The organism is Streptomyces sp. NPDC001880 (genome assembly GCF_053594575.1).
Map to the genome: position 1 here is coordinate 1 of NZ_JBSFET010000064.1, position 25,847 is coordinate 25,847.

Genomic DNA, 25,847 nt, shown 5'->3' on the forward strand with positions numbered 1-25,847 from the left:
AGGACGAACGACAGGTCGAAGTCGTAGGTGTCGCCGCCCTGGGTGGTGTTCTCCACCCGGTCAGCCCGTCCCCGTCCCCGGCGTCTTCGCCATCTCCGACTTCCGGTACGAGTAGCCGAAGTAGATGACCAGACCGACCAGGAACCACACCAGGAACCGCACCCAGGTCTGCCACTGCAGGAAGGTGATCAGCCAGACCGAGAACACCACCCCGAGGGCCGGGACGAACGGCATGCCGGGGGTGCGGAAGGTGCGCGGCAGATCCGGCTGCTTGTAACGCAGCACGATCACCGCGATGCACACCACGACGAACGCCAGCAGAATGCCGATGTTCGTCAGCTCGGCCGCCTCGCCGATCGGCAGGAACCCGGCGATCAGCGCCGAGGCCGCACCGACGATCCAGGTCACCCGGGTCGGCACGTGCCGGGTCGGGTGAGTCTTGGCGAACCACTTGGGCAGCAGCCCGTCACGGCTCATCGAGAACCAGACCCGGGTCACGCCGAGCATGAAGGTGAACATCACCGTGAGGATGCCGATGATCGCGCCCACCGCGATCACATCGGCGAGCCGGTCGAGCCCCACCGACTTGAAGGCCGTGGAGAATCCGGACTCCGGATCGATGTCCTCGTAGCTCTGCATCCCCGTGAGCACCAGGCACGCCGCCACATAGAGCACCATGGAGATCGCGAGGGAGTACAGGATCGCCTTCGGCATGTGGCGCTGGGCGTCCTTGGACTCCTCGGCGGCCGTCGACATGGCGTCGTACCCGAACACCGCGAAGAACACCGTGGCCGCACCGGTGAAGGCCCCACTGATCCCGTACGGGAAGAACGGGCTGTAGTTGGCGGTGTCGATGTGGAACACGCCGACGCCGATGACCAGCAGGACGACCAGGACCTTCAGGACGACCACGATCGTCTCGAAGCGGGCGGCGTTCTTGATCCCGAGGGTCAGCAGATACGCGACGAGCAGACAGAGCAGGGCGGCGAACAGGTCCACCTTGTGGCCGTCGCCCGTGCCGGGCGCACCCAGCATCCACTTCGGCACTTCGAGCCCCATCTCCCCGAGCAGGAAGCTGAAGTAGCCGGAGATGCCGATCGCGACCACCGCCACGATCGCCGTGTACTCCAGCAGCAGGTCCCAGCCGATGAACCAGCCCACCAGCTCGCCGAGCACCGCGTAGCCGTAGGTGTAGGCGGAGCCGGCCTTCGGGATCAGGCCCGCGAACTCCGCGTAGCTGAACGCGGCCGCCGCGCTCGCCAAACCGGCGATCAGGAACGAGATCAGGACGGCCGGGCCGGCGGTTCCGTTCGCCACCGTGCCCGCGAGGGTGAAGATGCCCGCGCCGATGATGCCGCCCACGCCGATCGCGGTGAGCTGCCACAGGCCGAGCGTTCTGGTGAGCTGAGTGGCGGCTTCTCCCGCGGGCCCTTGCTCGTCGATCTGCTCGATCGGCTTGCGGCGCAGCACACCCTCGCCCACTCGGAGCCTTGCCATGAGTCACCTCTCCGCTGACGGCTGTCCCTGACGGGCGCTCATGATGGCTCAGGCGGGGCCGGTGCGGAAGACGGCGTGCCGTCCGGCGGAGCGGAGGATTCCGGGACGCTTACGGGACCACCGTGACGGGCCAACGGCCCGCCTTCACCAGCCGGATCGCGACCGAACCGATGAACCGGTGCCCGGCCGATTCCGAGGCGCCCACGACCACGGCATCCGCCTTCAGTTCGTCCGCCGCGGTCACGAGGCCGTTGTACGGGTCGCCGCGGAAGGTGTGGAACTCCCAGCGCACATCCCATATGTCCTTCATCCGGCGCGTCGCCTCCCGGATCTCGCTCACCAGCCCCTCCGCGACCTCGCCGGTCGTATCGGTGACCGGGGCGCCCAGGGCGGCCCCCGCGGGCAGCACGGGCTGGACGTAGACGAGGGCGAGCATGGCGCCCTGGCGGCGGGCCAGCCCCGCAGCGTAGGCAGCGGCACGCATGGAGGAATCGGACCCGTCCAGGCCTGCGACGATCACTTTCGGGCCGTCTGTGCCACGTTCGAACGTATGAGGCTGGGGTTCTGTCACGGCAGTGAGGCTATCCGCTGCCCGTTCCTGCCCCGTAGCGGACTGCGGCAGGGCCTCTTCGGGAGCTGCCGGATGGCGTGGCGGAGATCCTTCCATCGGGTGCAAAACCCTCGGCGGCCGGTGTCGGTGACGGGGGCGTGGCCACCGACGTGCGAGCAGTTGGTCATGAAAAATTATCAGAGGCTGCCGGGGCGCAGGAGGCTGCTGGGACTGGCTGCCGGGCTCGGTGCGGCCGCTGCCGTGCGCTTGGTCGCAGCGGATCCGGCCGGAGAAACGTTCCCGGCCGGGGCGGCCGGAGCCCCGCCTGCCTTCCGGGCACAGCCCACCGCCTACCGGCTCCAGCCCATGACCGCGGGCACCCCGCCCCATTTCCGGCCGGCCGCGCCGCCGGTCCGCACGAGGCCCTTCGAGGAGCTGCCCGAGATCGGGCGCGCCATGGTGCTCACCTTCGACGACGGGCCCGACCCGCTCTGCACCCCGCACATCCTCGCGATTCTGCGCGAACACGATGTCCGCGCGATGTTCTTCGTCCGCGGAGAGAGGGCCAACGACCACCAGGACCTGGTGCGGGCCATCGCCGACGACGGTCACACCATCGGGAATCACTCCTGGACCCATCGCCTGGTCACCAGACTCTCCCGGGCCGGTGTCCGCGACGAACTGGGCGCCACCAGCGAGGTCATCGAGAAGATCACCGGCGCTCCGCCGCTCTGGTACCGGGCACCGTACGGGGCGTGGAACCGCAACTCCTTCGAGATCGGTGCCGAAATGGGCATGGAACCGATGGCCTGGACCGTCGATACCTTGGACTTGACCGAACCCGGCGTCGGCACCATCGTCCGGCGCGTTCTGGACGGCGCCGCCCCCGGCGTCGTCGTGCGTTCGCACGACGCGGGGGGCGACCGTACGCAGAGCGTGGCCGCACTGCGCAGGTATGTGCCCGAACTGCTCGACGACGGCTACCGGATCACGGTGCCGCAGCGCCACTGAGCCGGCGGCGCCCCGGGTCCCGCGACAGGACCCGGGGCGACTTCTCGTCCGGTCGGCGCACTGCCCCTGCTCTCAGTGCGCGCGGCTCTCCCCGCGACGGCGTGCCAGATACACGGCGCCGGCTGCCGCGACCACCGCCAACGCCGTTCCGGCGGTGGTCTTCACGGTGCTCGTCGTGCCGATGCCACCGCCGAGCCCGCTCTCCACACCGGCCGCGGCCACCGTGGCACCGCCGGTGGGCGCGTGCGAGGGCGCGGCGATCGTGAGACCGGACTTCGCGGGGGAGTCGGGCGACGTGTCGCAGATGAACGTCACTTCGTAGGAAGCGCCGGGTTTCGCGTCCCAGTCGACCGTGGCCGCGACGGAGCGGCCTCTGGGAATGGTGACGGTGTCGAAGACACCCGAGCCGGCGGTTGCGGTGGTAGGGCACCCCCGGGCGGCCAGCGTGACCTGGCTTCCCGGCGTGATCACCGACGGAGTGACGGTGAATCCGGTCGCGGAGGACGCGCTCCCCGATGCCACCGTGTCCGCGACTGCGGCCGGAGCGGTCAGGGCGAGTGCGGCGCCGAGCAGGGCGACGGGTGCGACACATATTGCGGCGCGCATGGGTGAGTCCTCCGGATCCCCGAGGAGCACTTGCGGAACGAGTTTCCACAAAGTGTCAGAAATGCACCTCGACCCGCCAAACGCTAGGAGTCACGGATTTTCTCCGCGATCGGAGTGCGCCGCTCGGGGCACCGGCTTCGCCCGAGCGGCGCACCGCCTGTGTCTCGGCGGACCGCTATCCGCCCGCGGCGCGCGGGAACAGATCGAGGAACGGTGCCGCGGTGGCCGAGATGTTCCGCCCGAAGGGGGAGTCGAAGTCCCAGATCAGGAAGAGCAGAAAGGCGATCAGGACACTGAAGAGGCCGGCCAGCAGCAGTTCGCGGAAGGATCTGCGGATCTGCAGCGTGAACAACAGCCCCACGGTCACCAGGGCTCCGATGATCAGGCCGAACCAGACCACGCCCGGCATGGTCGCACCGGCGCTCTGGCCGCGTGCGCCGCGCGCGTCGTCGGCCGCGGCCACCTCGTCGACCAGTGGCTGATATGCCTGCCCCTCGTGGTCGTTTGTCGGCCGGTACTGGGTGACGTCGGCGCGTACCCGGTCCAGGAGGCGGGCCCCCTCGGCGGTGAGGGTGCCGTGCTCGCTCATCGCCCGCCACTCGTCGTGGACGACGTGATGGACATAGGCGTCGACATCGGCGCGGATACGGGAGCGCACCTCGGCCGGGTACACGGCGGAGCGGGCCTGCACCTCGTGCAGGGCCTGGGCCTCCAGGCGTACGTACTCCTGAGCGGCACCGCGGCCCTCCCAGACGCCCGCGATGGCGAGGCCCAGCACGATCGCGTAGACCACGCCGATCATCATCGTCATGTACTCGATGACGTCAGGGGTCTCGGACGGGTCGTCGTCCTCCCCGATCCGGCGGTTGTTGAGCACGGCGATGGTCAGGACGACGGCACTCGCCGCGACCATGGCGAGGGCGAGAACAAGCCATTCCGACATGGTGATCCTCCGGAGGTCAGCGGGAGCGTGGACGCAGTACGGCGACGGCGAACACCGCGGGCGCCGTGATCAGCAGGGTGAGGGTGACCAGGGAGGTGCCGTGCCGCACGGCCTTGCGCGGCGGCTTGCGGTGGGCGGGCAGGGCAACGGGCCGGGGCGAGGGCGGTGTGGGGCGTGCGGAGCGTGTGGGCGTCGGAGTGGGTGCGGGTGTGGGTGTGGGTGTCGGTGCAGGCAGTGTGGGCACGGGCTCCGGCTCCGGTCGCGGCGGTGCGGGTGGCGGTGCGGGGGGCGGTGGGGGAGGAAGTGGCGGAGGCGGAGAAGGCGTGGGTGGCGGGGACGGTGGTTGTGGTGTGGGCGGTGGCGTCGGCTCGGGCATCGGGCCCGCGTGGCACTGGCCGTCGCCCGACGTGGCGACCGATGAACTGCCTCCGTTCTCACCGACGGAGGCGTATGCGCAGCTGTCCGCAACCGCGGGCACCGGGGCGCTCAGCAGCCAGAGCAGGGCGACGGCTGCCGTGAGCCGTCCTATGAGTGATCCGTACACGAGCGGGAGCATGTTCCGGCCGCTCCCGGGACACGCGGTGCGAGGGCGGGATTCGCCTGATGGTGGGGACATGGGGCGGCGGGTGTTTGCCGCAGGGGGAAATCACGAGGCCCTGGTGGAACGGGCGGGGACGCGGCCCGTACCCAAGGCGGCGGTTGAGGCGAGCGCGGTACGCAACCAGGATGCGCTGTGCGTGAGTTGACGCATGTTCCTGGCTGAACCCCTCGTCCGACCGGCGGTGGGCGACGGTTCGACGGGGGTCGTACGGGCGGTGGAGCGGGCCGGCGCGGGAGCCTCTCCCGTGGAGTCAACAACTATTGCCTCGTTGGTAAAGAATGCTGTCAATCACGTCGCCGCCAAGTGATTTGTCACCCGCAATCGGTCCGGCGGAGTCAAGTGGCAGGACATCGGCCGCCATCCGGTCCAGACCTTTTCTCCGCGATGTGAAACCGGCTGCATCACCGGATACTTCAACGGCCGCGGTGTGAGCGGTGCAAGCTGTCGCGGGCGACACATGCATCTCCCCCGGAGCGGTCCGATGTCGAATGTCACCCGTAGCGACGGGCTGGTTGCACATGCCACTGGTGTGTGACCAATAACGGACGGCTAATTTCCGTTTCCGCTCGCTCTCTTGGCGGACGATCAGTAGCCTCTGGTCAACACTGACCATGAACATGGCCGGATCGCCGTGGCGACTTGATGGAGACATTGATGGAGCGTCCCGCCTGGGCACCGCGAGGCATAGACATTTCGGTGCCGAGCGTGTCCCGCATGTACGACTTCTATCTGGGCGGATCGCACAATTTCGAGGTGGACCGGGAAGCGGCGCGCAAGGCCATGGAGTTCATGCCTGGACTCCCCAAGATCATGCAGGCGAATCGCGCGTTTATGCGCAGAGCCGTGCGTTACGCGGTGAGTGAGGGAATCACCCAGTTTCTGGACATCGGCTCCGGAATACCGACCTTCGGCAATGTCCACGAAGTCGCCCAGGCGGCCGACCCCGAGGCCCGGGTGGCGTACGTGGATCACGACCCGGTCGCGGTCGCGCACAGCCAGGCCGTACTCGACGGAAACGACCGGGCGGTGATCGCCGCCGCGGATCTGCGCCGCCCGCAGGAGATCGTGAAGAGCCCGGAGATCTCCGGGCTGCTCGACCTGGACCGCCCGGTGGCCCTGCTGCTCGTCGCGGTGCTCCACTTCATCGAGGACACCGACGACCCGCAGACCGCGGTCGCCGAACTGCGCGAAGCACTCGCCCCCGGCAGTCTCATCGTCCTCACCCATGCCTCGTACGAAGGCATTCCGCTCACCCGGGAAGAGGCGGGCGGCACGGTCGAGGTCTACAAGAGCATCCGTAACCCCCTGGTGATGCGGTCCCGCGACGAGATCGCGAGCTTCTTCGAGGGGTACGAGATGGTCGAGCCCGGACTCGTGTCGATGCCGCACTGGCGCCCGGACACCCCGGTGGTGGCGGAGCAGGAGGACCCATTCGCGTTCTCGGGCTTCGCGGGAGTGGGACGCAAGGCGTGAGCATTCCCGCCCAGTCGTCCGGTACGCCGGACACGGAGCCCGACGGTCCCGAGGACCGACTCCGGAGATTCGCCACGATCTGGAGCCGGGCCATCTTCCCCTCGACGGCCACCTCCTTGACGCGCACGGAGTTCGAACAGCATCTGCTGCCGCTGGCCCGCTGGCTCAGCGACATCCTGCACGCCCGGCCCTTCGACGCGGCGCCCGCGAGCGAGGTGGGAGCCGCCCTCGTCGCAGCGCACTGCACGGACCCGGACGCGCTGAGCAGCACGCTCGGTGTCGTCGACTCGTACCTGGTGCTCTACTGCGGGAGCAACGGCGTGACGGCGTTGTCGACAGAGGACAGCAGGGCCCGCTGCGCCCGGATCCAGCATGCCCTCGCGGGCGGCTTCACCCAGGCGCTGCGCGAGCGCACCCTGTTGGAGCAGGAGGCCATCGCGCGCTCCGCGCTCACCGCCCGCTCGGAGGCCGAACGCGCACTGCACGCGACCGAGGCGCGTTTCCGCGCCGTGTTCAAGGACGCGGCCATCGGCATCGGCATCGCCGACCTGGACGGCAATGTGCTGGAGGTCAACGACACCCTCACCCGGATGTTCGGCGGACTCGACCACCATGTGCGCAGCCACAAGGTCAACGAATGGGTCCACCCCGAGGACTCGCCGCACGTCTGGAAGTACTACGACGAGCTGGTGCGCGGCGAACGCGAGCACTACCGGGTCGAGAAGCCGTACTACCGCAATGACGGCACCGTGCTGTGGACCAATCTGACGGTGTCTCTGCTGCGTGACGCCGAGGGCAAGCCGCAGTACCAGCTGGCGCTGATGGAGGACACCACCGAGCGCCGGCTGCTCAATCTGCGGCTGCGGTACGAGGCCACGCACGACGCGCTCACCGGCCTGCCCAACCGGACGCTGTTCTTCGAACGGCTGGAGAAGGCGCTGTCCGCCGACGACAGCAGCCGATTCGGCCTGTGCTACCTCGACCTGGACGGCTTCAAGGCGATCAACGACAGCCTCGGCCATGCGTCCGGGGACCGGCTGCTGGTCGAGGTGGCCGACCGGCTGCAGAGCTGCGCGACCGCGCGCGGCGAGATGGTCGCGAGGCTCGGCGGCGACGAGTTCGTGGCCCTGACCACCGGTCCCGACACCGAGACGGAGGTCGTCGAACTCGCCTGCCGCATCCTCGGCGTGCTCGGTACCCCGATCCGCCTGGACGGCCGCGAGCTGACCGTACGCGGATCCATCGGGGTCGTCGAGGGACCGGCCCGCGAGCGCAATGCCGCCGAGGTGCTGCGCAGCGCCGACATCACGATGTACCGGGCCAAGTCGGCGGGCGGCAACCGCTTCGAGCTCGCCGACGACGAGGCGGACGCCCGGGCCATCACGCGGCACGGGCTGACCACCGCGCTGCCCGCCGCCCTGGAACGCGGTGAGTTCTTCATCGAGTACCAGCCGCTCGTGCACCTCGACGACGGCACGGTGCACGGTGCGGAGGCGCTGGTGCGCTGGTGCCACCCGCAGCACGGGGTGCTCGGCCCGGACCGGTTCATCCCGCTCGCCGAGCACACCGGGCTGATCGTGCCCCTGGGCCGCTGGGTGCTGGAGGAGTCCGTACGGCAGGCCAACTTCTGGCAGGAGAGACACACCGACGGCGGTCCCCTGCGGATCAACGTCAATCTCTCGCCCACCCAGCTGCACCATCCCGGGCTGGTCGCCGAGACGGTCGACGTGCTGGAGCGCTCGGGGCTCGAACCCGGCGCGCTCTGCCTGGAGGTCACGGAGTCCGCGCTCATCGGCGCGGACGACGACCTGCTCAAGCCGCTGCGGCAACTGGCCGAAATGGGCGTGGACATAGCGCTCGACGACTTCGGCACCGGGTACTCGAACCTGGCGAATCTGCGTCGGCTGCCGGTGAGCGTCCTCAAGCTGGACCGTTCCTTCACGATGGGCATGCAGCAGCACCCGGCCGATCCGGTCGATCTGAAGATCGTCGAGGGGATCGTCTCGCTGGCGCACAGCCTGGACCTCGCGGTCACGGTGGAGGGCGTGGAGACCGGGGCCCAGGCGGAGCAGCTGCGCAAGCTGGGCTGCGACACGGCTCAGGGCTGGTACTACGCCCGGCCGGGTGCGCCGGACCGGATCCACTCGCTGCTGCTGGCCGACGCGGTGTGAGGGAGGCGGGGCCGGCCGTCCTCCGCCGGACGGGCCGGCTCAGGCCCGTCCGGCGGTGAGCAGCACCTTCTGCAGCTCGCGTGCGGCGCGCGGCGGAGCCACGTCGCTGCGGTGCGCGAGGGCGATCGTGCGTCGCAGGCCCGGCCGGGCCAGCGGTGTGGTCCGCAGCCCGTGGCCGGACCGGCCGGCGACCATGCTGGGCACCACCGCGATCCCGAGCCCCGCCCGGACGAAGCCGAGCACCGCGTCCATCTCCCCGCCCTCCACCGTGAACGAGGGCTCGAAGCCCTCCGCCCGGCAGGCGGCGACCGTCAGCTCCCGCAGGTCGTAGCCGTGCCGGAACATCACCAGGGGCTCGTCCTGGAGGTCGGCGATCCGTACCCTCCCGCCCCGGCCGGGCCGGGGCGCCTGTGCTGATGACACCACGACCAGGTCCTCCTGGAGCAGCTCGACCGTCGTGAGCGCGGGGGACGCGGCGGGCAGCGGCAGCACGACCAGGGCGAGATCGAGTGCGCCGCGTGCCAGCCCCCGTACCAGGTCGAGCGAGCCGCCCTCCTCCAGCAGCAGCCGGATCCCCGGATGCCGGTCGTGGAAGGCGCGCAGCACGTCGGGGAGCAGGCCGGTGCAGAGGCTGGGCGTCGCGCCGAGCCTGACCCGGCCCCGGCGGAGCTGAGCCAGCTCCTGCACCTCGTGGCGTGCCGTGTCGGCGTCCGCGAGGATGCGGCGGGCCAGCGGCAGCAGGGCCTCGCCCGCGTCGGTGAGCGTGATGTTGCCGCGCGCCCGGCTGAACAGCTCCGCCCCCAGCTCGCTCTCCAGTGCCCTGATCTGCTGGGAGAGCGAGGGCTGCGAGACATGCACCGCCTCGGCGGCACGGGTGAAATGGCGGGTCTCGGCCACGGCCACGAAATACGTGAGCTGCTGGAACTGCATGAGCCCACTCTAGCTAGCACGATAGCTTCAGCCTATGAATATGAGCCGGTCCATGTCTTGGACTGATGAGGTGGTTCGGTCCTAGCGTCGTGTCCATGGCATTGGCAACCCGGACGGACCGACGGCCGTCCATGACGCGTACGCTCTGGGACTCGTCCGTCGGCAAGAAGACGATCATGGCCGTGAGCGGCCTGATCATGCTGCTCTACTTGGTCGTCCATATGCTCGGCAACCTGAAGATCTTCTTCGGGTCCGGCGAGTTCAACCACTACGCGCACTGGCTGCGGACCATGGGCGAGCCCTTCCTGCACTACGAGTGGGCCCTGTGGATCGTCCGCGTCGTGCTCGTCGCCGCCGTGGTGCTGCACGCGATCTCCGCGTACCAGCTGAGCCGCCGCGACATCCGGGCGCGCCCCGCCAAATACGTACACAAGAAGCCGCGCGCCGGCTATGCCACCCGCACCATGCGCTGGGGCGGGATCATCCTCGCCCTGTTCATCGTCTGGCACATCCTCGACCTGACGACGGGCACCGTGCACTCCGGCGGATTCCAGTCCGGGCACCCGTACCAGAACGTCATCGACACCTTCTCCACCTGGTACGGCAACGTCATCTACATCGTCGCCATGCTCGCCCTCGGACTCCATGTCCAGCACGGATTCTGGAGCGCCGCACAGACCCTCGGCGCGGGCAGAGCGACCCGCGAACGTGTTCTCAAGACCATCGCCAACGTCCTCGCACTGGTGCTGACGGTGGGCTTCATCTCCGTACCCGTCGCCGTCATGACCGGAGTCGTGAGCTGACATGACCGACTACTCGCACTACGAGACAGGCGCGCCCGTCGTCGACACCAAGGCCCCCGAGGGCCCCGTCGCCGAACGCTGGGACACCCGCCGCTTCCAGGCCAAGCTGGTCAACCCGGCCAACCGGCGCAAGCACACCGTCATCGTCGTCGGCACCGGCCTCGCCGGCGGCTCGGCCGGCGCGACCCTCGCCGAACAGGGCTACCACGTCGTCCAGTTCTGCTTCCAGGACTCGCCCCGCCGCGCCCACTCGGTCGCCGCCCAGGGCGGCATCAACGCCGCGAAGAACTACCGCAACGACGGCGACTCGATCCACCGGCTCTTCTACGACACCGTCAAGGGCGGCGACTTCCGCGCCCGCGAGTCCAATGTCCACCGGCTCGCCCAGATCTCCGTGGAGATCATCGACCAGTGCGTCGCCCAGGGCGTCCCCTTCGCCCGGGAGTACGGCGGCCTCCTCGACAACCGCTCCTTCGGCGGCGTCCAGGTCTCCCGCACCTTCTACGCCCGGGGCCAGACGGGACAGCAGCTCCTGCTCGGCGCCTACCAGGCACTGTCGCGGCAGATCGCCGCGGGCAATGTCGAACTGCACGCCCGAACCGAGATGCTCGACCTGATCGTCGTCGACGGCAAGGCCCGCGGCATCGTCGCCCGTGACCTCGTCACCGGGAAGATCGACACCTACTTCGCCGACGCGGTCGTCCTGGCCAGCGGCGGCTACGGCAACGTCTTCTACCTGTCGACGAACGCCATGAACTCCAACGCCACCGCCGTCTGGCGCGCCCACCGCCGCGGAGCCTACTTCGCCAACCCCTGCTTCACCCAGATCCACCCCACCTGCATCCCGCGCACCGGCGACCACCAGTCCAAGCTGACGCTGATGAGCGAGTCGCTGCGCAACGACGGCCGGATCTGGGTCCCGAAGGCCAAGGGCGACAACCGTGCCGCCAACGAGATCCCCGAGGACGAACGCGACTACTACCTGGAGCGCATCTACCCCGCCTTCGGCAACCTCGTCCCGAGGGACATCGCCTCCCGCGCCGCGAAGAACGTCTGCGACGAGGGACGCGGCGTCGGTCCCGGCGGCCAGGGCGTCTACCTGGACTTCGCCGAAGCCATCCAGCGGATGGGCCGGGACAAGGTCGAGGAGAAGTACGGCAACCTCTTCGACATGTACGCGCGGATCACGGCGGAGGACCCGTACGAGACCCCGATGCGGATCTACCCCGCCGTGCACTACACGATGGGCGGACTCTGGGTCGACTACGACCTCCAGACCACCATTCCGGGGCTCTTCGCCATCGGCGAGGCCAACTTCTCCGACCACGGCGCCAACCGGCTCGGCGCCTCCGCGCTGATGCAGGGTCTCGCCGACGGCTACTTCGTCCTGCCGTCGACGATCAACGACTACCTGGCCCGCAATCCGCACCACGACGAGATCGACGCCTCGCACCCCGTGGTCGAGGAGGCCGTCGCCGACACCGAGGACCGGCTGAACCTGCTGCTCTCCGTGAACGGCGACCGCACCCCAGACTCCTTCCACCGCGAGATCGGTGAACTCATGTGGGAGTACTGCGGCATGGCCCGCACCGAGGACGGGCTGCGCAAGGCGCTCGACCGGATCCCGCGGATCCGCGAGGAGTTCTGGCGCCGCATCAAGGTGCCCGGCACCGGCGACGAGTTCAACCAGTCGCTGGAGAAGGCCAACCGCATCGTCGACTACCTGGAGCTCGCCGAGCTCATGTGCCTCGACGCACTGCACCGCGCCGAGTCCTGCGGAGGCCACTTCCGCGAGGAGTCACAGACCCCGGACGGCGAAGCCGCCCGCCGGGACGAGGAGTTCTCCTACGCCGCAGCCTGGGAGTTCTCCGGCGCCGGCCGGGCCCCCGTCCTGCACAAGGAAGACCTCGTCTTCGAGTACGTCCACCCCACTCAGCGGAGCTACGCATGAAGCTCACCCTGCGCGTCTGGCGCCAGAAGAACGCCGACGCACCCGGCGCCATGTCCACCTACGAAGTGGACGGCATCTCGCAGGACATGTCGTTCCTCGAAATGCTCGACACCCTCAACGAGGAACTCATCCTCGCAGGTGACGACCCCGTCGCCTTCGACCACGACTGCCGCGAAGGCATCTGCGGCGCCTGCAGCCTCGTCATCAACGGCGATGCCCACGGCCCCGAGCGCACCACCACCTGCCAGCTCCACATGCGGTCCTTCAAGGACGGCGACACCATCGACATCGAGCCGTGGCGCGCCTCCGCCTTCCCGGTCGTCAAGGACCTGGTCGTGGACCGCTCGGCCTTCGACCGGATCATCCAGGCGGGCGGCTACATCTCCGCCCCGACCGGCACCGCCCCCGAGGCGCATGCCACCCCGGTGCCCAAGCCGGACGCCGACTTCGCCTTCGAGCACGCCGAGTGCATCGGCTGCGGCGCCTGTGTGGCGGCCTGCCCCAACGGCTCGGCGATGCTCTTCACCTCGGCGAAGATCAACCACCTCAACGTCCTGCCGCAGGGAGCCCCGGAGCGCGAGACCCGGGTACTCGACATGGTCGGCCAGATGGACAGCGAGGGCTTCGGCGGCTGCACCCTCACCGGGGAGTGCGCCACCGCCTGCCCCAAGGGCATCCCGCTGCCGTCGATCTCGGCCATGAACAAGGAATGGCTGCGGGCCATCCGCAAGGTGCGCCGCTGAGCGGGGCGCCGGGCCATGTCCGCAAGGCCCCACCTGCCCTCCGGGGGTGGTTTCCAGGGGCTCTTGCGGACACGGCCCGGCGCCCGGCCCCGGAGGCCGCCCACCGCCTGGACCAGGCAGTCTCATCCGCCCCGGCGGCTCGCTCGGCTCGGCCGCGCCGGGAGGGGCGCGGCCCGTTCCTGTGATTCCCGGCCGGGGTCACGTGCCGCACGGCAAGGAGCGGTCGCGAGGCATGCCCTTGACTGGTCTGGATGAAATGGCTGTCAATGTTCTTCACTGTTTCGTTCCCCTTTGCTTGTTCTGGCAACTCGCTTGATTACTAGGGGAGTTGACGGCGATTGAACGGTCAGTCGAGATGGAGTGCGGTCCGGAGGTACGGAGCCGTCCGGCTCTCCGGGACCCGGGCCACCTCCACGGGCGGTCCCGCCGCCACGATCCGGCCGCCCCGGTCGCCGCCGCCGGGGCCGAGGTCGATCACCCAGTCGGCACCCGCCACCACCGCCATGTCGTGCTCCACGACTACCACTGTGTCGCCCGCGTCGACGAGGCCCTGCAACTGCCGCATCAGCACGTCGACATCGGCGGGGTGCAGCCCCGTCGTCGGCTCGTCCAGCAGATACAGGGTGTGGCCCCGGCGGGTTCGCTGGAGTTCGGCGGCGAGCTTGATGCGCTGGGCCTCACCGCCCGAAAGCTCCGTCGCGGGCTGCCCGAGCCGCAGATAGCCGAGCCCGACGTCCAGCAGCGTGCGCAGACTGCGCTCGGCGGCCGGCGTACCCGCGAAGAACCCGGCAGCCGACTCCACCGTCAGATCCAGCACCTGCGCGATGTCCAGTCCGCGCAGCGTGACCTCCAGCGTCTGCGGGTTGTACCGTGCGCCGTGACAGTCCGGACAGGGAGCGTATGTACTGGGCAGGAAGAGCAGCTCCACCGAGACGAACCCCTCGCCCTGGCAGGTCTCGCACCGCCCGCCCGCCACATTGAAGGAGAACCGCCCGGCCCTGTAGCCCCGCTCCCGGGCCGTGTCCGTACCGGCGAACAGCTTCCGTACCACGTCGAACAGCCCGGTGTACGTGGCCAGGTTGGACCGGGGGGTACGGCCGATCGGCCGCTGGTCGACCTGTACGAGACGGTCCACCGCCTCCAGCCCCCGCGCCGACGCGCACCACGGCGCGGGGCGCTGGGCGGACGGGTCCGTGGTGGTGGAGGCCTGCCGGTCGGCGAGCGCACCGGCCAGGACCTGCCCGACGAGCGTCGACTTCCCCGACCCCGAGACCCCGGTCACGGCAGTGAAGACCCCGAGCGGGAACGCGGCGTCCACGCCCCGCACATTGTGCCGGTCGACCCGGCTCAGCCTCAGCCACCCCGACGCCGTACGCACCTCCCGCACCGGCTTCGGCCCGCCGTCGAAGAGGAAACGCCGGGTGGCCGACTCCGCCACCTCCGCGAGCCCCGCCGGGGGACCGCTGTGCAGCACCCGGCCGCCGTGCTCACCGGCCAGCGGCCCCACGTCGACCAGCCAGTCCGCACGTCGCACCACGTCCATCTGGTGCTCCACGACGAAGACCGAGTTCCCGGCCTCCTTCAGGCGCCCCAGCACCCCCAGCAGCGACTCGGTGTCCGCCGGATGGAGACCGGCCGACGGCTCGTCCAGCACATAGACGACGCCGAAGAGGCCCGAGCGCAACTGGGTGGCGAGCCGCAGCCGTTGCAACTCGCCCGCGGAGAGCGTCGGAGCCGTGCGGTCGAGGCTGAGATAGCCGAGGCCGAGCTCGGTGACCGTCTCGATCCGGCCCAGCAGATCCGCCGTCAGCACCCGCGCCGTGTCGCTGCCGCCCGCCGTGCGCAGCAACTCGGCGAGCGAGGTCAGCGGCAGCGCGGCCAGCTCCGCGATCGTGCGGCCGGCGAAGGTGACGGCCAGCGCCTCCGGACGCAGCCGGCTGCCACCGCAGACCGGACACGGGGCACTGGACAGGAACCGCTCGGCCTTCTCCCGCAGGGTGCGGCTCTTGGAGTCCGCGAAAGTGTGCATCACATAGCGGCGGGCGCTGGTGTACGTGCCCTGGTAGGGGCGCTGGATACGCCCCGCCTCCCGCACCGGATGGACCGTCACCACCGGCTGCTCGTCGGTGAACAGGATCCACTCCCGCTCCTCGGCACCCAGTTCGCGCCACGGCCGGTCGATGTCGTACCCCAGCGCGTCCAGCACATCGCGCAGGTTCTTGCCCTGCCAGGCCCCCGGCCAGGCGGCGATCGCACCGTCCCGGATCGACAGCGAGGGGTCGGGGACCAGCAGCTCTTCGGTGGTGCGGTGGACGAGGCCGAGTCCGTGGCATTGAGGGCACGCCCCGGCGGCGGTGTTCGGCGAGAAGGCGTCGGAGTCCAGCCGTTCGGCACCGGCGGGATACTCCCCGGCCCGGGAGAACAGCATCCGCAGGAAGTTGGAGAGCGTGGTGACCGTGCCGACGGACGAACGCGCACCGGGCGCCGAGCGGCGCTGCTCCAGGGAGACGGCGGGCGGCAGACCGGTGACTTCGCCGACCGCGGGCGCACCGACCTGATGGATCAGCCGGCGGGCGTACGGGGCGACGGACTCGAAGTAGCGGCGCTGGGCCTCCGCGTAGATCGTCCCGAACGCGAGGGAGGACTTTCCGGAACCGGAGACGCCGGTGAAGACCGTGAGGGTGTCGCGCGGGATGTCGACCGAGACGTCCTGGAGATTGTGCTCACAGGCGCCGCGCACCCGGACGTACGGATCGTGGGGGGTGGACATGTGCGCGGGTCTCCGTACGGATCGGGGCAGGGCCGACGGCCCGGGGCGAACAATCCGATTCTAGGCACGGGGCGGCGGGCGCCGTCCGGCCCGCAAGGACCGGAGGCCGGCGCCGTCGGGCGGCCGGCCCCGCGGTTCCGTTCGGGCGGAGACCTACCTGGAGGGGCGCAGGGCGCGCTTGATGGGCCGTCCCACGACGCTGCGGGCGCGCTGGTACGTGGAGCGCTGGGCGGGCAGCGAGGTCTTCTTCAGCAGCTGCCGCTTGAGCTGGGTGTTCTCGGCGGTGAGTTCGCTCAGCTGGGTCTGGAGCCAGTTCAGCCGCGGCGCCGTCGCGGCGGGGTCGGAGCCGATCCAGGGGCGGACGCCCGGCGGGAAGGACAGTTTGCTCATCCGGGTCTCGAAGGCCGCGCCGCCGTCGCCGTGGGTGAAGGTGTTCTCCAGGCCGTTCTTGTCGAGGAAGTTCAGGAACCGGTCGAAGCGCTCCTGGTGACCGCGCATCAGCGGCCCGAAGTCCGCCGCGGCGTGCAGATCGGCGGGGTCCAGATCGGCCGGGACCTTCGCGAGCGTCCGGTGCGGGATGTCGAAGTAGCGGCACAGCTCCAGTGTCCGGGAGTCCCCGCAGAGCACGGTGGCCGGCGTTCCGGCCAGCAGCGCCGCGATGTTGCCGTGGATCCGGGAGCCGAAGGAGAAGTCGAAGCCCCGCAGGTCGTCCATCCAGGTGACCGGGTCGATGTAGACCCGGACCTTGTCCTCCCCGTACATCGGGTGGTCGGGATGGGTGGGGATGTTGGTGACCGCGGCGTTCTGGTGGGACATGTCGCGCCAGTGCAGCTGACGGGCGTCGGAGAGGTTCTGGCCGATGAACCGGAGGTGGGGGTAGCGCGTGTGGGTGCGGTTGATGATCTGCCCGAGCTTGTGCTTGCGCACCGCGTCGTGCGATCCGTTGACGGCGATGTGTGACTCGGGCCCGAGCGACCGGCCGTCCTCGCGGACGACGAGCCTGTTGCCGTGGAGGAACATCGAGGGGCAGCCTATGACGTCCACGTCACGGAAACCCATGTCCCGCAGATACCGTTCGGTGAACTCCCCGCGCACGCCGATCGAGGCGCTGTGGTCGAGCACGGCGGAGACGAAGTCGTAGACCGTGGACTGCATCGGCTTCAGCCGGTCCGCGGAGTAGTTGATGCCGGTCTGGGCGCCCACGCCCGGGACGACCACCGGGATCTTCAGCTTCGAGATGAGCTGGGTCAGCCGCTTCAGCTGCGCTTCGAAGGACGGCCGGAAGGCGTTGGCGAGCGGGATGACGAAAACGTCGAACTCGCTGTTGATGCGGTCCGCGTCGGCGACCCTGGTGGTGATGCCGTTCGACACCACCTCCGAACGTGGCGTCTCAAGGATCTTGTGAGCGGCGTCGCTGAAGATCAGGTTGCCCGAGTTGGTGGCGAACACGTCCTCATGGAGGGCGCGCTCGACAGGGACGACGTCGTAGGGGCTCTTCCCTGAACGCAGGAGTATTCGCTTCACATCGTTAACGTTGGATGCCACAAACCTGAATATAGCTTTACAAACGCTTTCGCTTCCACGCGCATCCTGTACAACCTTTTGCGATCTTGGTGGAACGTGAGCGGTGGATGGCACATCCGCGCACGGGTGGGCGCGCGTGGTGTTTCAACGGACGCGGGTTGCGGCCCGCGCGGGCTCCTCGTACGCCCTCTTGTACGCCGGACGGCCCCGCCCGTACGCTGCCTCGGGCGCGCGGGCGCGTCTGCCGGGGAGGTGGAAGCGCGGTCATGGCCGAAGCACTGTCCGAGGACGAGATCCTCGAAGCGATCGCCCGGCACATCGGCCGCCCGGGGCAGGGGCCCCGGTTGCGGCGGGCCGGCGCCGACATCACCCGGCATCCGATGCTCGACCTGTGCATCGTCCGTTCCGTGGAGACCCGCAGCACACGCCCGGAGACCAGGCCCGGCACGTACGACACCTCGGGGCAACCGACGTACGAGGGGGAGTTGCGCGACCATCCGGTCGAGCCGCCGAAGGACCCGGCCCGGACACGGAACGTGGAGTTCGTGCTCCACGGCTCGGTGCGGACGGTGGACTGCGGCTGCGACGAAGGCAGGCAACCGTGCTCGCGCTGCCGGGCCAAGGGGAAACTGCGCTGCGACATCGGCCCGTTGTGTCCGGCCTGCGAGGGCGTCGAGCCGTGCACATGGTGCGACGGCACGGGCGAACGCCGCAAGGACCGTGCGCCGGCCGGGCCGGAGCGGGAGAAGCGGCTCGCCGGGCGGACCACCTGCACGAAGTGCCGCAAACCCCGCACCGCCTGTCCGCAGTGCCGGGGGTGGGGCACCAAGAAGTGCCCGCAGTGCGACGACACGGGCTTCCGGGACTGCCCGGTCTGCGAAGGCGAGAGGTCGACGAAGCACACCCCGTGCGACGGCACGGGACTGATCACCCGGTGGACGGCCGGCTCGGTCGGACATGTCCCGCAGCGGAGCACGGCGAAACTCCCGGACCCGGCGCCGCCGCTGCGGGTCCGCCGGCGGACCGGGCGCACCGGGGCGTGGGAACGGGCCACGCTGACCTCGGCCGACGATCCGCTCCCCGACGCCCTGGACCCCGCCCACGTGAAGGCGGTCGAATCGGCGCTGGCGCCCCGGCCGGACGAGGTGGCCAGGCGCGTCGAGATCGGGTGGCTGCACATGGTTTCGGTCGTGGTCCCGGACGATCCCGACCACGTCTTCTACGTCTTCCCCGGGGCCGGCGGCCCCGAGGTCCTCCCGGTCTGGTCGAGGCGCCGGTCCCTGCGGGTCGCCGCGGTGGTGGCCGGGGTGGTGGTGCTGGTGCTGCTGGTGGCCGCGCTGGTCTGATTTGCTGGAGGTGTGAGAAGCGACCACCGGCCCCTGGCCGTATTCGACTTGGACGGCACGCTTGCGGACAGCGGCCACCGGCAGCACTTCCTGGAGGGCCGCCGGCGCGACTGGAACGGCTTCTTCTCGGCGGCCGTCGACGACCCGCCGCTTCCCGAAGGAGTCCGGCTGGCGCTGAGCAGCGCCGAGAGCTGCGAGGTCAGGTATCTCACCGGGCGACCGGAGCGGTGCCGCCGCGACACCGTGGCCTGGCTGGCGCAGCACGGACTGCCCGAGGGGCGGGTGTACATGCGCCGCGACGACGACCGCAGGCCGGCCCGGCACACCAAGCTGGAGATCCTGCGGCGGCTGGGCCGGGAGCGTGAGGTGCGGATGCTGGTCGATGACGACGAACTCGTCTGCGACGCGGCGGAGCGGGCGGGCTTCGCCGTGGTGCGGGCTCGCTGGGCGAAGCCGTCGGACGTGCTCAGGGACGCGCAGGAGCGCGAGGGCCGCACCTGAACCCTGCGGGGTGTACGTCCGGGCGGGCTTCAGCTCGTCTCGTCGAGCCGGAAGCCTACTTTCAGCCCCACCTGGTAGTGCTCGACCCGACCGTCCTTGATCTCGCCGCGTACCTCCGTGATCTCGAACCAATCGAGATTGTGCAACGTTTCCGAGGCTCTTGCGATGCCTCTGCGGATGGCGTCGTCGACGCCCTCATGGGAGGTCCCCACGATTTCGGTGACCCGGTAGGTGTGGTTTGACATCTGATGTCCCCTTTCGTTCCTACCACGGTGCCCCACCCGGCCTGAGTCCGCGAGAGTTCGGCGTGCTGGATGCCCTGCGAACGGGCCTTGACCAATTCATTGGTCCATACCAAAATCCAGCCACGCCCGTGCGAGCGTTGCCCGCAGTCCCCCACACCGGGTCCCTGAATTCAGTCGCGCCGTTTCGCAGAAGGTGAACCTGGTGAAGAACCGCATACTCGTCGGAGCCGTCGCGCTCGCTTCCGTCTTCGCGCTGGGGGGATGCGGGCTGGGCTCGGGCTCGGAGGCGTCCGGCGGCAAGAAGGTCACGATCTGGCTGATGAAGGACAGTGTCTCCGCCGATTTCCTGAAGCGGTTCACGAAGGCCTATCAGGACGAGCATCCGGCCGTCGAGCTCGAGTTCAAGTTCCAGAGCTGGAGCGGAATCGGACCGAAGGTCATCGGCGCGCTCAAGGGCAAGGACACCCCGGATGTCATCGAGGTCGGAAACACCCAGGTCGCCCGGTACGCGGAGAGCGGCGGCCTGCGCGATCTCACCCTGGAGTCCGTGCGCGATCTCGGCAGTGAGGAGTGGCTGCCCGGTCTCGCCGACCCGGGCAGCATCGACGGCATGCAGTACGGAATTCCCTGGTACGCGGCCAACCGGGTGGTGATCTACAACAAGGAGCTCTTCGAGCACGCAGGCATAAAGAACCCGCCGAAGACCCGGGACGAGTGGATCGAGGACAGCCGACTGCTGAACCGGAACGGCAATCAGGGCATCTATCTCGCGGGCCAGAACTGGTACGTCCTCGCCGGATTCATCTGGGACGAGGGCGGCGAACTGGCCGAGGAGAAGGGCGGCGAGTGGGAAGGCGCCCTGGACAGCCCCGCCGCGATCCGGGGAATGAACTTCTACAAGGAACTCCAGGCGCTCGGCGACGGCCCCAAGAACGCGGACGAGGAAAAGCCCCCGCAGGTCGATGTGTTCGCCGAGGGGGACGTCGCACAGATCATTTCGGTGCCCGGTTCCGTCGCCCGGATCGAGAAGCAGAATCCCGAACTCAAGGGAAAACTGGGCTACTTCCCGATCCCGGGCAAGACCGCGAAGGAGCCCGGGGCCGTTTTCACCGGCGGATCCGACCTGATCGTTCCGGACAAGGCGGACCAGCGCGCCGAGGGCATCGAGGTGATCAAGGCGCTGGCGGGCCGCAAGTGGCAGGAGGAACTCGCCAGGACCATGAGCTACGTGCCCAACAAGCCAGCTCTGGCGCGCGTTGTCGTGGGTCAGGAAGGCACCGCGGCGATGGCCCGTGGCGCCACCCAGGGCCGCGCGACCCCGAACTCGCCGCAGTGGGCGGACGTCGAGGCCGACAACCCGATCAAGCCGTACATGACGGCGGTGCTCGACGGCGGCGACCCGCGGCAGGAGGCGAAGACCGCTTCGGAGAAGATCACCTCCGGGCTCGCCGGGAGCTGACCCGTGCGATCCGCCGGAAGGCGGCCGGACGAGGCCGTCGTCGGCCACCCCCGGGATTCAGTGCGGACGCCACGGTCCGGCCGGTACACATCAGCTACCGCGCCGCACCGGCGGAACACACCGCCCCGGCCGGCGCGGCCGCGTTCGTCGGCGACGATCCGCTCATCGCCTCACTGCGGCGGGTGGTGACGGCGGCCGACCTGACCGCCGGGATCCGCGTTCTGCCGCCGATCCCGGCGCGCGTCCTGCCCGACCGCCGGGCCCTGGCCCGCCGTGCTCAGACCACCGTCGCCAACGAGAGCGCGAACCTGCCACCGGAATCCGTCCACCACTGATCCAGCCGCAGACCGGCCGAGCCGAGCTCCGCCCGGACCCCCTCCTGGCGGAACTTGGCCGACACCTCCGTACGCAACTCCTCACCCGCCTCGAAGGACACCACCAGATCCAGGTCCGGGATCTTCACGGTGTGCGCCCGACGGGCCCGCAGCCGCATCTCGATCCATTCGTGCTCCGGATCCCACAGCGCCACATGGCCGAAACCGGCAGGGTCGAAGTCCGCGCCCAACTCACGGTTCACGACCCCCAGAACGTTCCTGTTGAACTCCGCGGTCACCCCGGCCGCATCGTCGTACGCGGCGATCAGCGCCTTCTCCTCCTTCACCAGATCGGTGCCGAGCAGCAGCGCGTCGCCCGGGGAGAGCAGCGACCGTACGGACTTCAGGAATGCCGCTCGCTCGTCGGGCAGCAGATTGCCGATCGTGCCGCCCAGGAAAGCGATCAGTCGGGGCCCCGGTGCACCCGGCAGCGCGAGTCCGCCGGTGAAATCGGCGATCAGCGCATGCACGGAGAGCTCGGGCCGCTGCGCGAGGAGTGCCTCGGCGGCACCGCGCAGCGCGCTCTCGCTCACATCGACCGGTACGTAACTGTGCAGTGCGGGCAGCGCGTCCAGCAGGTGCCGGGTCTTCTCGGACGATCCGGACCCCAGTTCGATCAGGGTCCGAGCCCCGGACACCCGGGCGATCTCGTCGGCGCGGTCGATCAGGATCTCGCGCTCGGCGCGGGTCGGATAGTACTCGGGCAGCCGGGTGATCTCCTCGAACAGCTCACTGCCGTGCGCGTCGTAGAACCACTTGGGTGGTAGTGATTTCGGGTGCCGGGTCAGACCGTACAGGACATCGGCGCGCAGCGCCGCGTCCGTAGCGTCCACCGGCAGGGTACGGGTCAGCAGAAAGGGACTCACTCGGCGGGCTCCTTGAGAGGGGTCAGCAGAACGTCGGTACGGGTCGCCGTCAGCAAGGTGCGGTCGGGGACCGCGCGCCAGCGCGGATCGTCGTCGTACGGCTCCGAGGCCACGACCGTGCGCAGGCCCGGCTCGGCGAGATACGAAAGGGTGTCCCCCCAGGCGGTCGCGACGACCGTCGAACCGTCGGTCAGCAGCAGGTTCAGCCGGGACTCCGGCGCCGCGGCCGCCACGTCGAGCACGGTGTCGGCGACGGCCTGCGGCAGTGCGTCGCCGTCGGCCAGACGGTGCCGGACGAGGGCCCAGACAAGGGCCGAGTCGCAGCGCGCGGTAAGGGTGAGCAGCTCGGCCGGCGGCAGCGCGGCAGCGAGCAGCGCCACGGAGTGCGGCCAGCCCTTCACCGCACCGTTGTGGCTGAACAGCAGCGGCCCGGCGGCGAACGGCGCGGCCGCCGCCTCACCGTCGGCGCCTGCTTCGGTGGCGTCACGGACGGCGGCGAGCAGCGCCGTGCTGCGCACCACCCTGGCCAGGTCGGCGAAAGTCTCGTCGCCCCAGACCGGGCCGCGGCGCCGATAGCGTCCGGGCACCGGATCGCCGTCCGCGTACCAGCCGACGCCGAAGCCGTCCGCGTTGACGGTCCCGTACCGCTGGTGTCTGGGAGCCCAGGACTGGCGCACGAGTGAGTACGGCGGCCGTGTCAGCAATTCGCCGAGTGGCACCGCCGGTCCCAGGTAGGCGATATGGCGGCACATCAGGCATTCCTCGCGGTGCGGAACCCGGAGAAGATCTGGCGCCGCACCGGCAGGTCCCAGTTGCGGAACGTCCCCCGGCACGCCACCGGGTCCACGGCGAACGAACCACCGCGCAGCACCTTGTGGGCCGGCCCGAAGAACACCTCGGAGTACTCGCGGTACGGGAACGCCGAGAAACCGGGATAGGGAAGGAAGTCGCTCGACGTCCACTCCCACACATCACCGATCAACTGCCGTGCACCGTACGGGGACCGGCCCTGGGCATACGCCCCCGCAGGCGCGGGCCGCAGATGGCGCTGGCCCAGGTTGGCCAACTCGGGCGCCGGGTCCTCGTCGCCCCAGGGATAGCGTCGGGAGCGCGCCGACACCGGGTCGTGGCGCGCCGCCTTCTCCCACTCCGCCTCGGTGGGCAGCCGGCGCCCGGCCCAGCGGGCGAACGCGTCCGCCTCGTACCAGCTGACATGGAGCACCGGCTCGTCGCCGGGCACCACCTCGGTGACCCCGAAGCGGCGGCGCAGCCACTGACCGGCGTCCCGGTGCCAGAACAGCGGAGCGGTCAGTTCGTGCTCACGGACCATGGCCCACCCCTCGGGCGCCCACCAGCGCTGCTCGGTGTAGCCGCCGTCCTCGATGAACTCCTGGTACGCACCGCAGGTGACCGGGGTCGTGTCGATGAGGAAACCCGGTACGTCACGCACATGCGCGGGGCGTTCGTTGTCCAGGGCCCACGTCTCGGTGGACGTCCCCATGGTGAACGGGCCGCCCGGGACCAGGACCTCTGCGGGCAGGTCCGCCGCGTCGGTGGGGGCGGGCGGCACCGGCGCGGCCAGCACGGCCGGGCCCGAACGGAGCTGATGGGTGATCAGCATCGTTTCGTCGTGCTGCTGTTCGTGCTGGGCAATCATGCCGAAGGCGAACCCGGCCCGCACCAGCGGACGGCTTCCGTCGAGCGCGGTGCCGTCGAGGACGTCCAGGGCCCGGCCGCGTACCTCTGCGGCGTACGCACGTGCCTCGGTGGGGGCCAGCAGCGGCAGCGAGGGGCGGGTGGCCCGGGGATGCTCGAAGGCGTCGTACAGCCCGTCGATCTCCGGGCGCATCGCCTCCTGCCCGGCCACCCCGCGCAGCAGCCACAGCTCCTCCTGGTTGCCGATGTGCGCGAGGTCCCAGACCAGCGGGGACATCAACGGCGAGTGCTGGGCGACCAGTTCGTTGTCGTCCACGCTGTCGGTGAGCAGCGCGGTGCGTTCACGGGCGGTGAGCAGCGCGGCAAGGGCGCGCTGCCGGAGCGCCTCGGCGTCCGCCTCCTGGGGCGCGGATCCGGAGGGAATGGGGGAGTGGGTCATGAGCGGGGCCCCTCGAAGTGGTGGCCCGGACCGCCGGGCAGGACCGGCGCCAGCAGTCCGGGAAGATCGTCGGCCGGACATCGGCCCCGGGCCACGAAGCGGTCGTGGAAGCCGGCCACGGCGTCCTGGACGGCCGTCGAGGCTCCCAACCGGGGCAGCGCTTCCAGCGCGGCCCCGAAGCAGGTGGCCGCTGCGGCCCGCAGCTCGGGGTCGGCCAGGCCGTCGCGGGCGGCGCCGACCCAGAGCGGATTGCGTGGCGCCGGTTGCGCCCCGGCCGTCTCGGCCAGTGGTTTCACGGTGCGGTACACGGTCTCGGCGGCCTCCGGGTCGTCGAACAGGGCAGTGGTGACGGCGAGCGGGACCAGCCACCCGTCCGCACCGTGCTGTGCGTCGATCATGCGCAGCTCCAGATGACCGCGCGGGCGCACGGGCGGGAAGAGCGTGCTGATGTGGTAGTCGAGGTCGGCGTGCACCGGTGCTCTGGGCGCGCCGGTGCGGATCCAGTCGCGGAACGTCAGCCCCTGCGGCACGGTCCATGGACCCGAGTCGTCCCGGATGCACAGCACCGGGGTGTCCAGCACATGCGCGGTCCAGGCCTCGCGCGGCGGCAGACCGCCGGACGGTGCCAGGGGCCGCCACGGGTCGAGGTCGGCCCAGAGCGACTGCCGGGCGGACCGCCATGGTGTCGGGCGGCCGAGCCGCAGGGGCGAGTTCGCGAACGCCGCCACCAGGACCGCGCCCAGCAGATGGGACAGCTGCCAGCGCCGCCCGTACCCGAGCGGACCGGGCTCCTCCTCTCCGGCGTCCAGGCAGATCTGGACGGACGCGGTGGTGCACATCATGGCGCGACCGGCCGGGCCCGACCGGTCGAACGACGCCTCCATGGCGTCGTAGCGGGGCTCGCGCAGCAGCCGGCGCGGGGAGTGCCACGGGTCGACGCCGATGCCGACCGGCGCGAGCCCCACCCGGTGCAGGGCGTCGCGTACCGCGGTGAGATCGGCGGCGGTTGCGTCGACACACGCCATGAGGGAGTCGGCGGGGCGCGAGCTGAGCTCCAGCTGGCCGCCGGGTTCGAAGGTGAGCGCCGCGCTCAGGGGCAGGGCCCGGAGGATGCCGGCTGCCGCTTCGAGACGGTGGTGCGGTACGGGAACGCGGGGATGATCCCGGTCATGAATGAGCCATTCGAGTTCGACGCCGACCCTGCGGGGCGGTCCCGTCTTGAAGCAGATGCAGCGCAGTAAATCCTCGGCCTCGCCCTCGCTCAGGGGCGGGAACTGGCCAGGCGGACCGTGGCCGCCGGGTGCGTCGTACGACATGCCGGGCCTCCTTTTCTCGGTGCCTCCCCACCACCCAAACCCCTACAGATGGATCGCACAAGGGTGCCCATC

22 protein-coding genes are annotated in these 25,847 nt (G+C 70.0%); 9 read left to right on the forward strand and 13 right to left on the reverse strand.

Features of this window, described 5'->3' with window-relative positions; genetic code table 11:
- Window positions 1-60: 60 nt before the first annotated feature.
- Both ACWCQ6_RS26535 and ACWCQ6_RS26540 read right to left on the reverse strand, forming a co-directional pair.
- Window positions 61-1,497 (reverse strand): amino acid permease, encoded by a 1,437-nt coding sequence (locus ACWCQ6_RS26535; protein ID WP_451093248.1) that lies wholly within the window; start codon window positions 1,495-1,497, stop codon window positions 61-63.
- Window positions 1,498-1,606: 109 nt separating this feature from the next.
- Window positions 1,607-2,068 carry a universal stress protein gene (locus tag ACWCQ6_RS26540; RefSeq protein WP_451093250.1) on the reverse strand — a complete coding sequence of 154 codons (462 nt, stop codon included), beginning with the start codon at window positions 2,066-2,068 and terminating at the stop codon, window positions 1,607-1,609.
- 165 nt (window positions 2,069-2,233) lie between these two features.
- Between ACWCQ6_RS26540 and ACWCQ6_RS26545 the strand changes: the two genes are divergently transcribed.
- Window positions 2,234-3,058 (forward strand): polysaccharide deacetylase family protein, encoded by an 825-nt coding sequence (locus tag ACWCQ6_RS26545; RefSeq protein ID WP_451093252.1) that lies wholly within the window; start codon window positions 2,234-2,236, stop codon window positions 3,056-3,058.
- 72 nt (window positions 3,059-3,130) lie between these two features.
- Here ACWCQ6_RS26545 and ACWCQ6_RS26550 read toward each other — a convergent pair whose 3' ends face one another.
- The 3 genes from ACWCQ6_RS26550 to ACWCQ6_RS26560 all read right to left on the reverse strand — a co-directional run bounded on the left by ACWCQ6_RS26550 (window position 3,131) and on the right by ACWCQ6_RS26560 (window position 4,851).
- Complete coding sequence (locus ACWCQ6_RS26550; protein WP_451093255.1) at window positions 3,131-3,664, reverse strand: hypothetical protein; 534 nt, start codon at window positions 3,662-3,664, stop codon at window positions 3,131-3,133.
- Window positions 3,665-3,839: 175 nt separating this feature from the next.
- Complete coding sequence (locus ACWCQ6_RS26555) at window positions 3,840-4,607, reverse strand: bestrophin-like domain (protein ID WP_451093257.1); 768 nt, start codon at window positions 4,605-4,607, stop codon at window positions 3,840-3,842.
- A 16-nt stretch (window positions 4,608-4,623) separates the two neighbouring features.
- The gene (locus tag ACWCQ6_RS26560; RefSeq protein WP_451093259.1) at window positions 4,624-4,851 is read right to left on the reverse strand and encodes a hypothetical protein; all 228 of its coding nucleotides are present in this window, start codon (window positions 4,849-4,851) and stop codon (window positions 4,624-4,626) included.
- 1,011 nt (window positions 4,852-5,862) lie between these two features.
- Here ACWCQ6_RS26560 and ACWCQ6_RS26565 point away from each other — a divergent pair.
- Together ACWCQ6_RS26565 and ACWCQ6_RS26570 are read left to right on the forward strand one after the other, a co-directional pair.
- The gene (locus ACWCQ6_RS26565) at window positions 5,863-6,681 is read left to right on the forward strand and encodes an SAM-dependent methyltransferase (protein WP_451093261.1); all 819 of its coding nucleotides are present in this window, start codon (window positions 5,863-5,865) and stop codon (window positions 6,679-6,681) included.
- Window positions 6,678-8,852, forward strand: coding sequence for a putative bifunctional diguanylate cyclase/phosphodiesterase (locus ACWCQ6_RS26570; protein WP_451093263.1), 2,175 nt, complete (start codon window positions 6,678-6,680; stop codon window positions 8,850-8,852). The genes ACWCQ6_RS26565 and ACWCQ6_RS26570 overlap by 4 nt, the downstream gene beginning before the upstream one ends.
- Before the next feature lie 39 nt (window positions 8,853-8,891).
- On the opposite strand, the gene ACWCQ6_RS26575 is transcribed toward ACWCQ6_RS26570, so the two are convergent.
- Window positions 8,892-9,782 (reverse strand): LysR family transcriptional regulator, encoded by an 891-nt coding sequence (locus ACWCQ6_RS26575; RefSeq protein WP_451093265.1) that lies wholly within the window; start codon window positions 9,780-9,782, stop codon window positions 8,892-8,894.
- Window positions 9,783-9,877: 95 nt separating this feature from the next.
- Here ACWCQ6_RS26575 and ACWCQ6_RS26580 point away from each other — a divergent pair, with 95 nt between their 5' ends.
- From ACWCQ6_RS26580 to ACWCQ6_RS26590, 3 genes are read left to right on the forward strand one after another with little or no spacing between them, the layout of a single operon-like run.
- On the forward strand, window positions 9,878-10,585 hold the full coding sequence (locus tag ACWCQ6_RS26580; protein WP_451093267.1) for a succinate dehydrogenase: 708 nt from the start codon (window positions 9,878-9,880) through the stop codon (window positions 10,583-10,585).
- Window position 10,586: 1 nt separating this feature from the next.
- Window positions 10,587-12,536 (forward strand): fumarate reductase/succinate dehydrogenase flavoprotein subunit, encoded by a 1,950-nt coding sequence (locus ACWCQ6_RS26585; protein ID WP_451093269.1) that lies wholly within the window; start codon window positions 10,587-10,589, stop codon window positions 12,534-12,536.
- Window positions 12,533-13,279 (forward strand): succinate dehydrogenase/fumarate reductase iron-sulfur subunit, encoded by a 747-nt coding sequence (locus ACWCQ6_RS26590; protein WP_451093271.1) that lies wholly within the window; start codon window positions 12,533-12,535, stop codon window positions 13,277-13,279. The genes ACWCQ6_RS26585 and ACWCQ6_RS26590 overlap by 4 nt, the downstream gene beginning before the upstream one ends.
- A gap of 346 nt (window positions 13,280-13,625) precedes the next feature.
- On the opposite strand, the gene uvrA is transcribed toward ACWCQ6_RS26590, so the two are convergent.
- The gene (gene uvrA / locus ACWCQ6_RS26595) at window positions 13,626-16,049 is read right to left on the reverse strand and encodes an excinuclease ABC subunit UvrA (protein WP_451093273.1); all 2,424 of its coding nucleotides are present in this window, start codon (window positions 16,047-16,049) and stop codon (window positions 13,626-13,628) included.
- Between the two features lie 153 nt (window positions 16,050-16,202).
- Window positions 16,203-17,594, reverse strand: a complete 1,392-nt coding sequence (locus ACWCQ6_RS26600) for a polysaccharide pyruvyl transferase family protein (RefSeq protein WP_451093275.1) — start codon at window positions 17,592-17,594, stop codon at window positions 16,203-16,205.
- A 245-nt stretch (window positions 17,595-17,839) separates the two neighbouring features.
- Here ACWCQ6_RS26600 and ACWCQ6_RS26605 point away from each other — a divergent pair, with 245 nt between their 5' ends.
- Both ACWCQ6_RS26605 and ACWCQ6_RS26610 read left to right on the forward strand, forming a co-directional pair.
- Window positions 17,840-18,919 carry a hypothetical protein gene (locus tag ACWCQ6_RS26605; protein WP_451093277.1) on the forward strand — a complete coding sequence of 360 codons (1,080 nt, stop codon included), beginning with the start codon at window positions 17,840-17,842 and terminating at the stop codon, window positions 18,917-18,919.
- A gap of 12 nt (window positions 18,920-18,931) precedes the next feature.
- Window positions 18,932-19,420: a phosphatase domain-containing protein gene (locus ACWCQ6_RS26610; RefSeq protein WP_451093279.1), complete on the forward strand. Its 489-nt coding sequence runs from the start codon at window positions 18,932-18,934 to the stop codon at window positions 19,418-19,420.
- A 29-nt stretch (window positions 19,421-19,449) separates the two neighbouring features.
- Here the strand turns inward: ACWCQ6_RS26610 and ACWCQ6_RS26615 are convergent, their stop codons facing one another.
- A complete protein-coding gene (locus ACWCQ6_RS26615; protein WP_451093281.1) occupies window positions 19,450-19,665 on the reverse strand; it encodes a dodecin in 216 nt (71 codons plus the stop codon).
- Window positions 19,666-19,867: 202 nt separating this feature from the next.
- Here ACWCQ6_RS26615 and ACWCQ6_RS26620 point away from each other — a divergent pair, with 202 nt between their 5' ends.
- Window positions 19,868-21,124 (forward strand): extracellular solute-binding protein, encoded by a 1,257-nt coding sequence (locus ACWCQ6_RS26620; protein WP_451093283.1) that lies wholly within the window; start codon window positions 19,868-19,870, stop codon window positions 21,122-21,124.
- Between the two features lie 277 nt (window positions 21,125-21,401).
- On the opposite strand, the gene egtD is transcribed toward ACWCQ6_RS26620, so the two are convergent.
- From egtD to egtA, 4 genes are read right to left on the reverse strand one after another with little or no spacing between them, the layout of a single operon-like run.
- Window positions 21,402-22,364: an L-histidine N(alpha)-methyltransferase gene (gene egtD / locus ACWCQ6_RS26625; RefSeq protein ID WP_451093285.1), complete on the reverse strand. Its 963-nt coding sequence runs from the start codon at window positions 22,362-22,364 to the stop codon at window positions 21,402-21,404.
- The gene (gene egtC / locus ACWCQ6_RS26630; RefSeq protein ID WP_451093287.1) at window positions 22,361-23,116 is read right to left on the reverse strand and encodes an ergothioneine biosynthesis protein EgtC; all 756 of its coding nucleotides are present in this window, start codon (window positions 23,114-23,116) and stop codon (window positions 22,361-22,363) included. Before egtC ends, egtD begins: the two co-directional genes overlap by 4 nt.
- Window positions 23,116-24,459 (reverse strand): ergothioneine biosynthesis protein EgtB, encoded by a 1,344-nt coding sequence (egtB, locus tag ACWCQ6_RS26635; RefSeq protein ID WP_451093289.1) that lies wholly within the window; start codon window positions 24,457-24,459, stop codon window positions 23,116-23,118. The genes egtC and egtB overlap by 1 nt, the downstream gene beginning before the upstream one ends.
- Window positions 24,456-25,775 carry an ergothioneine biosynthesis glutamate--cysteine ligase EgtA gene (gene egtA, locus ACWCQ6_RS26640; RefSeq protein ID WP_451093291.1) on the reverse strand — a complete coding sequence of 440 codons (1,320 nt, stop codon included), beginning with the start codon at window positions 25,773-25,775 and terminating at the stop codon, window positions 24,456-24,458. Before egtA ends, egtB begins: the two co-directional genes overlap by 4 nt.
- Between the last annotated feature and the right edge of the window lie 72 nt (window positions 25,776-25,847).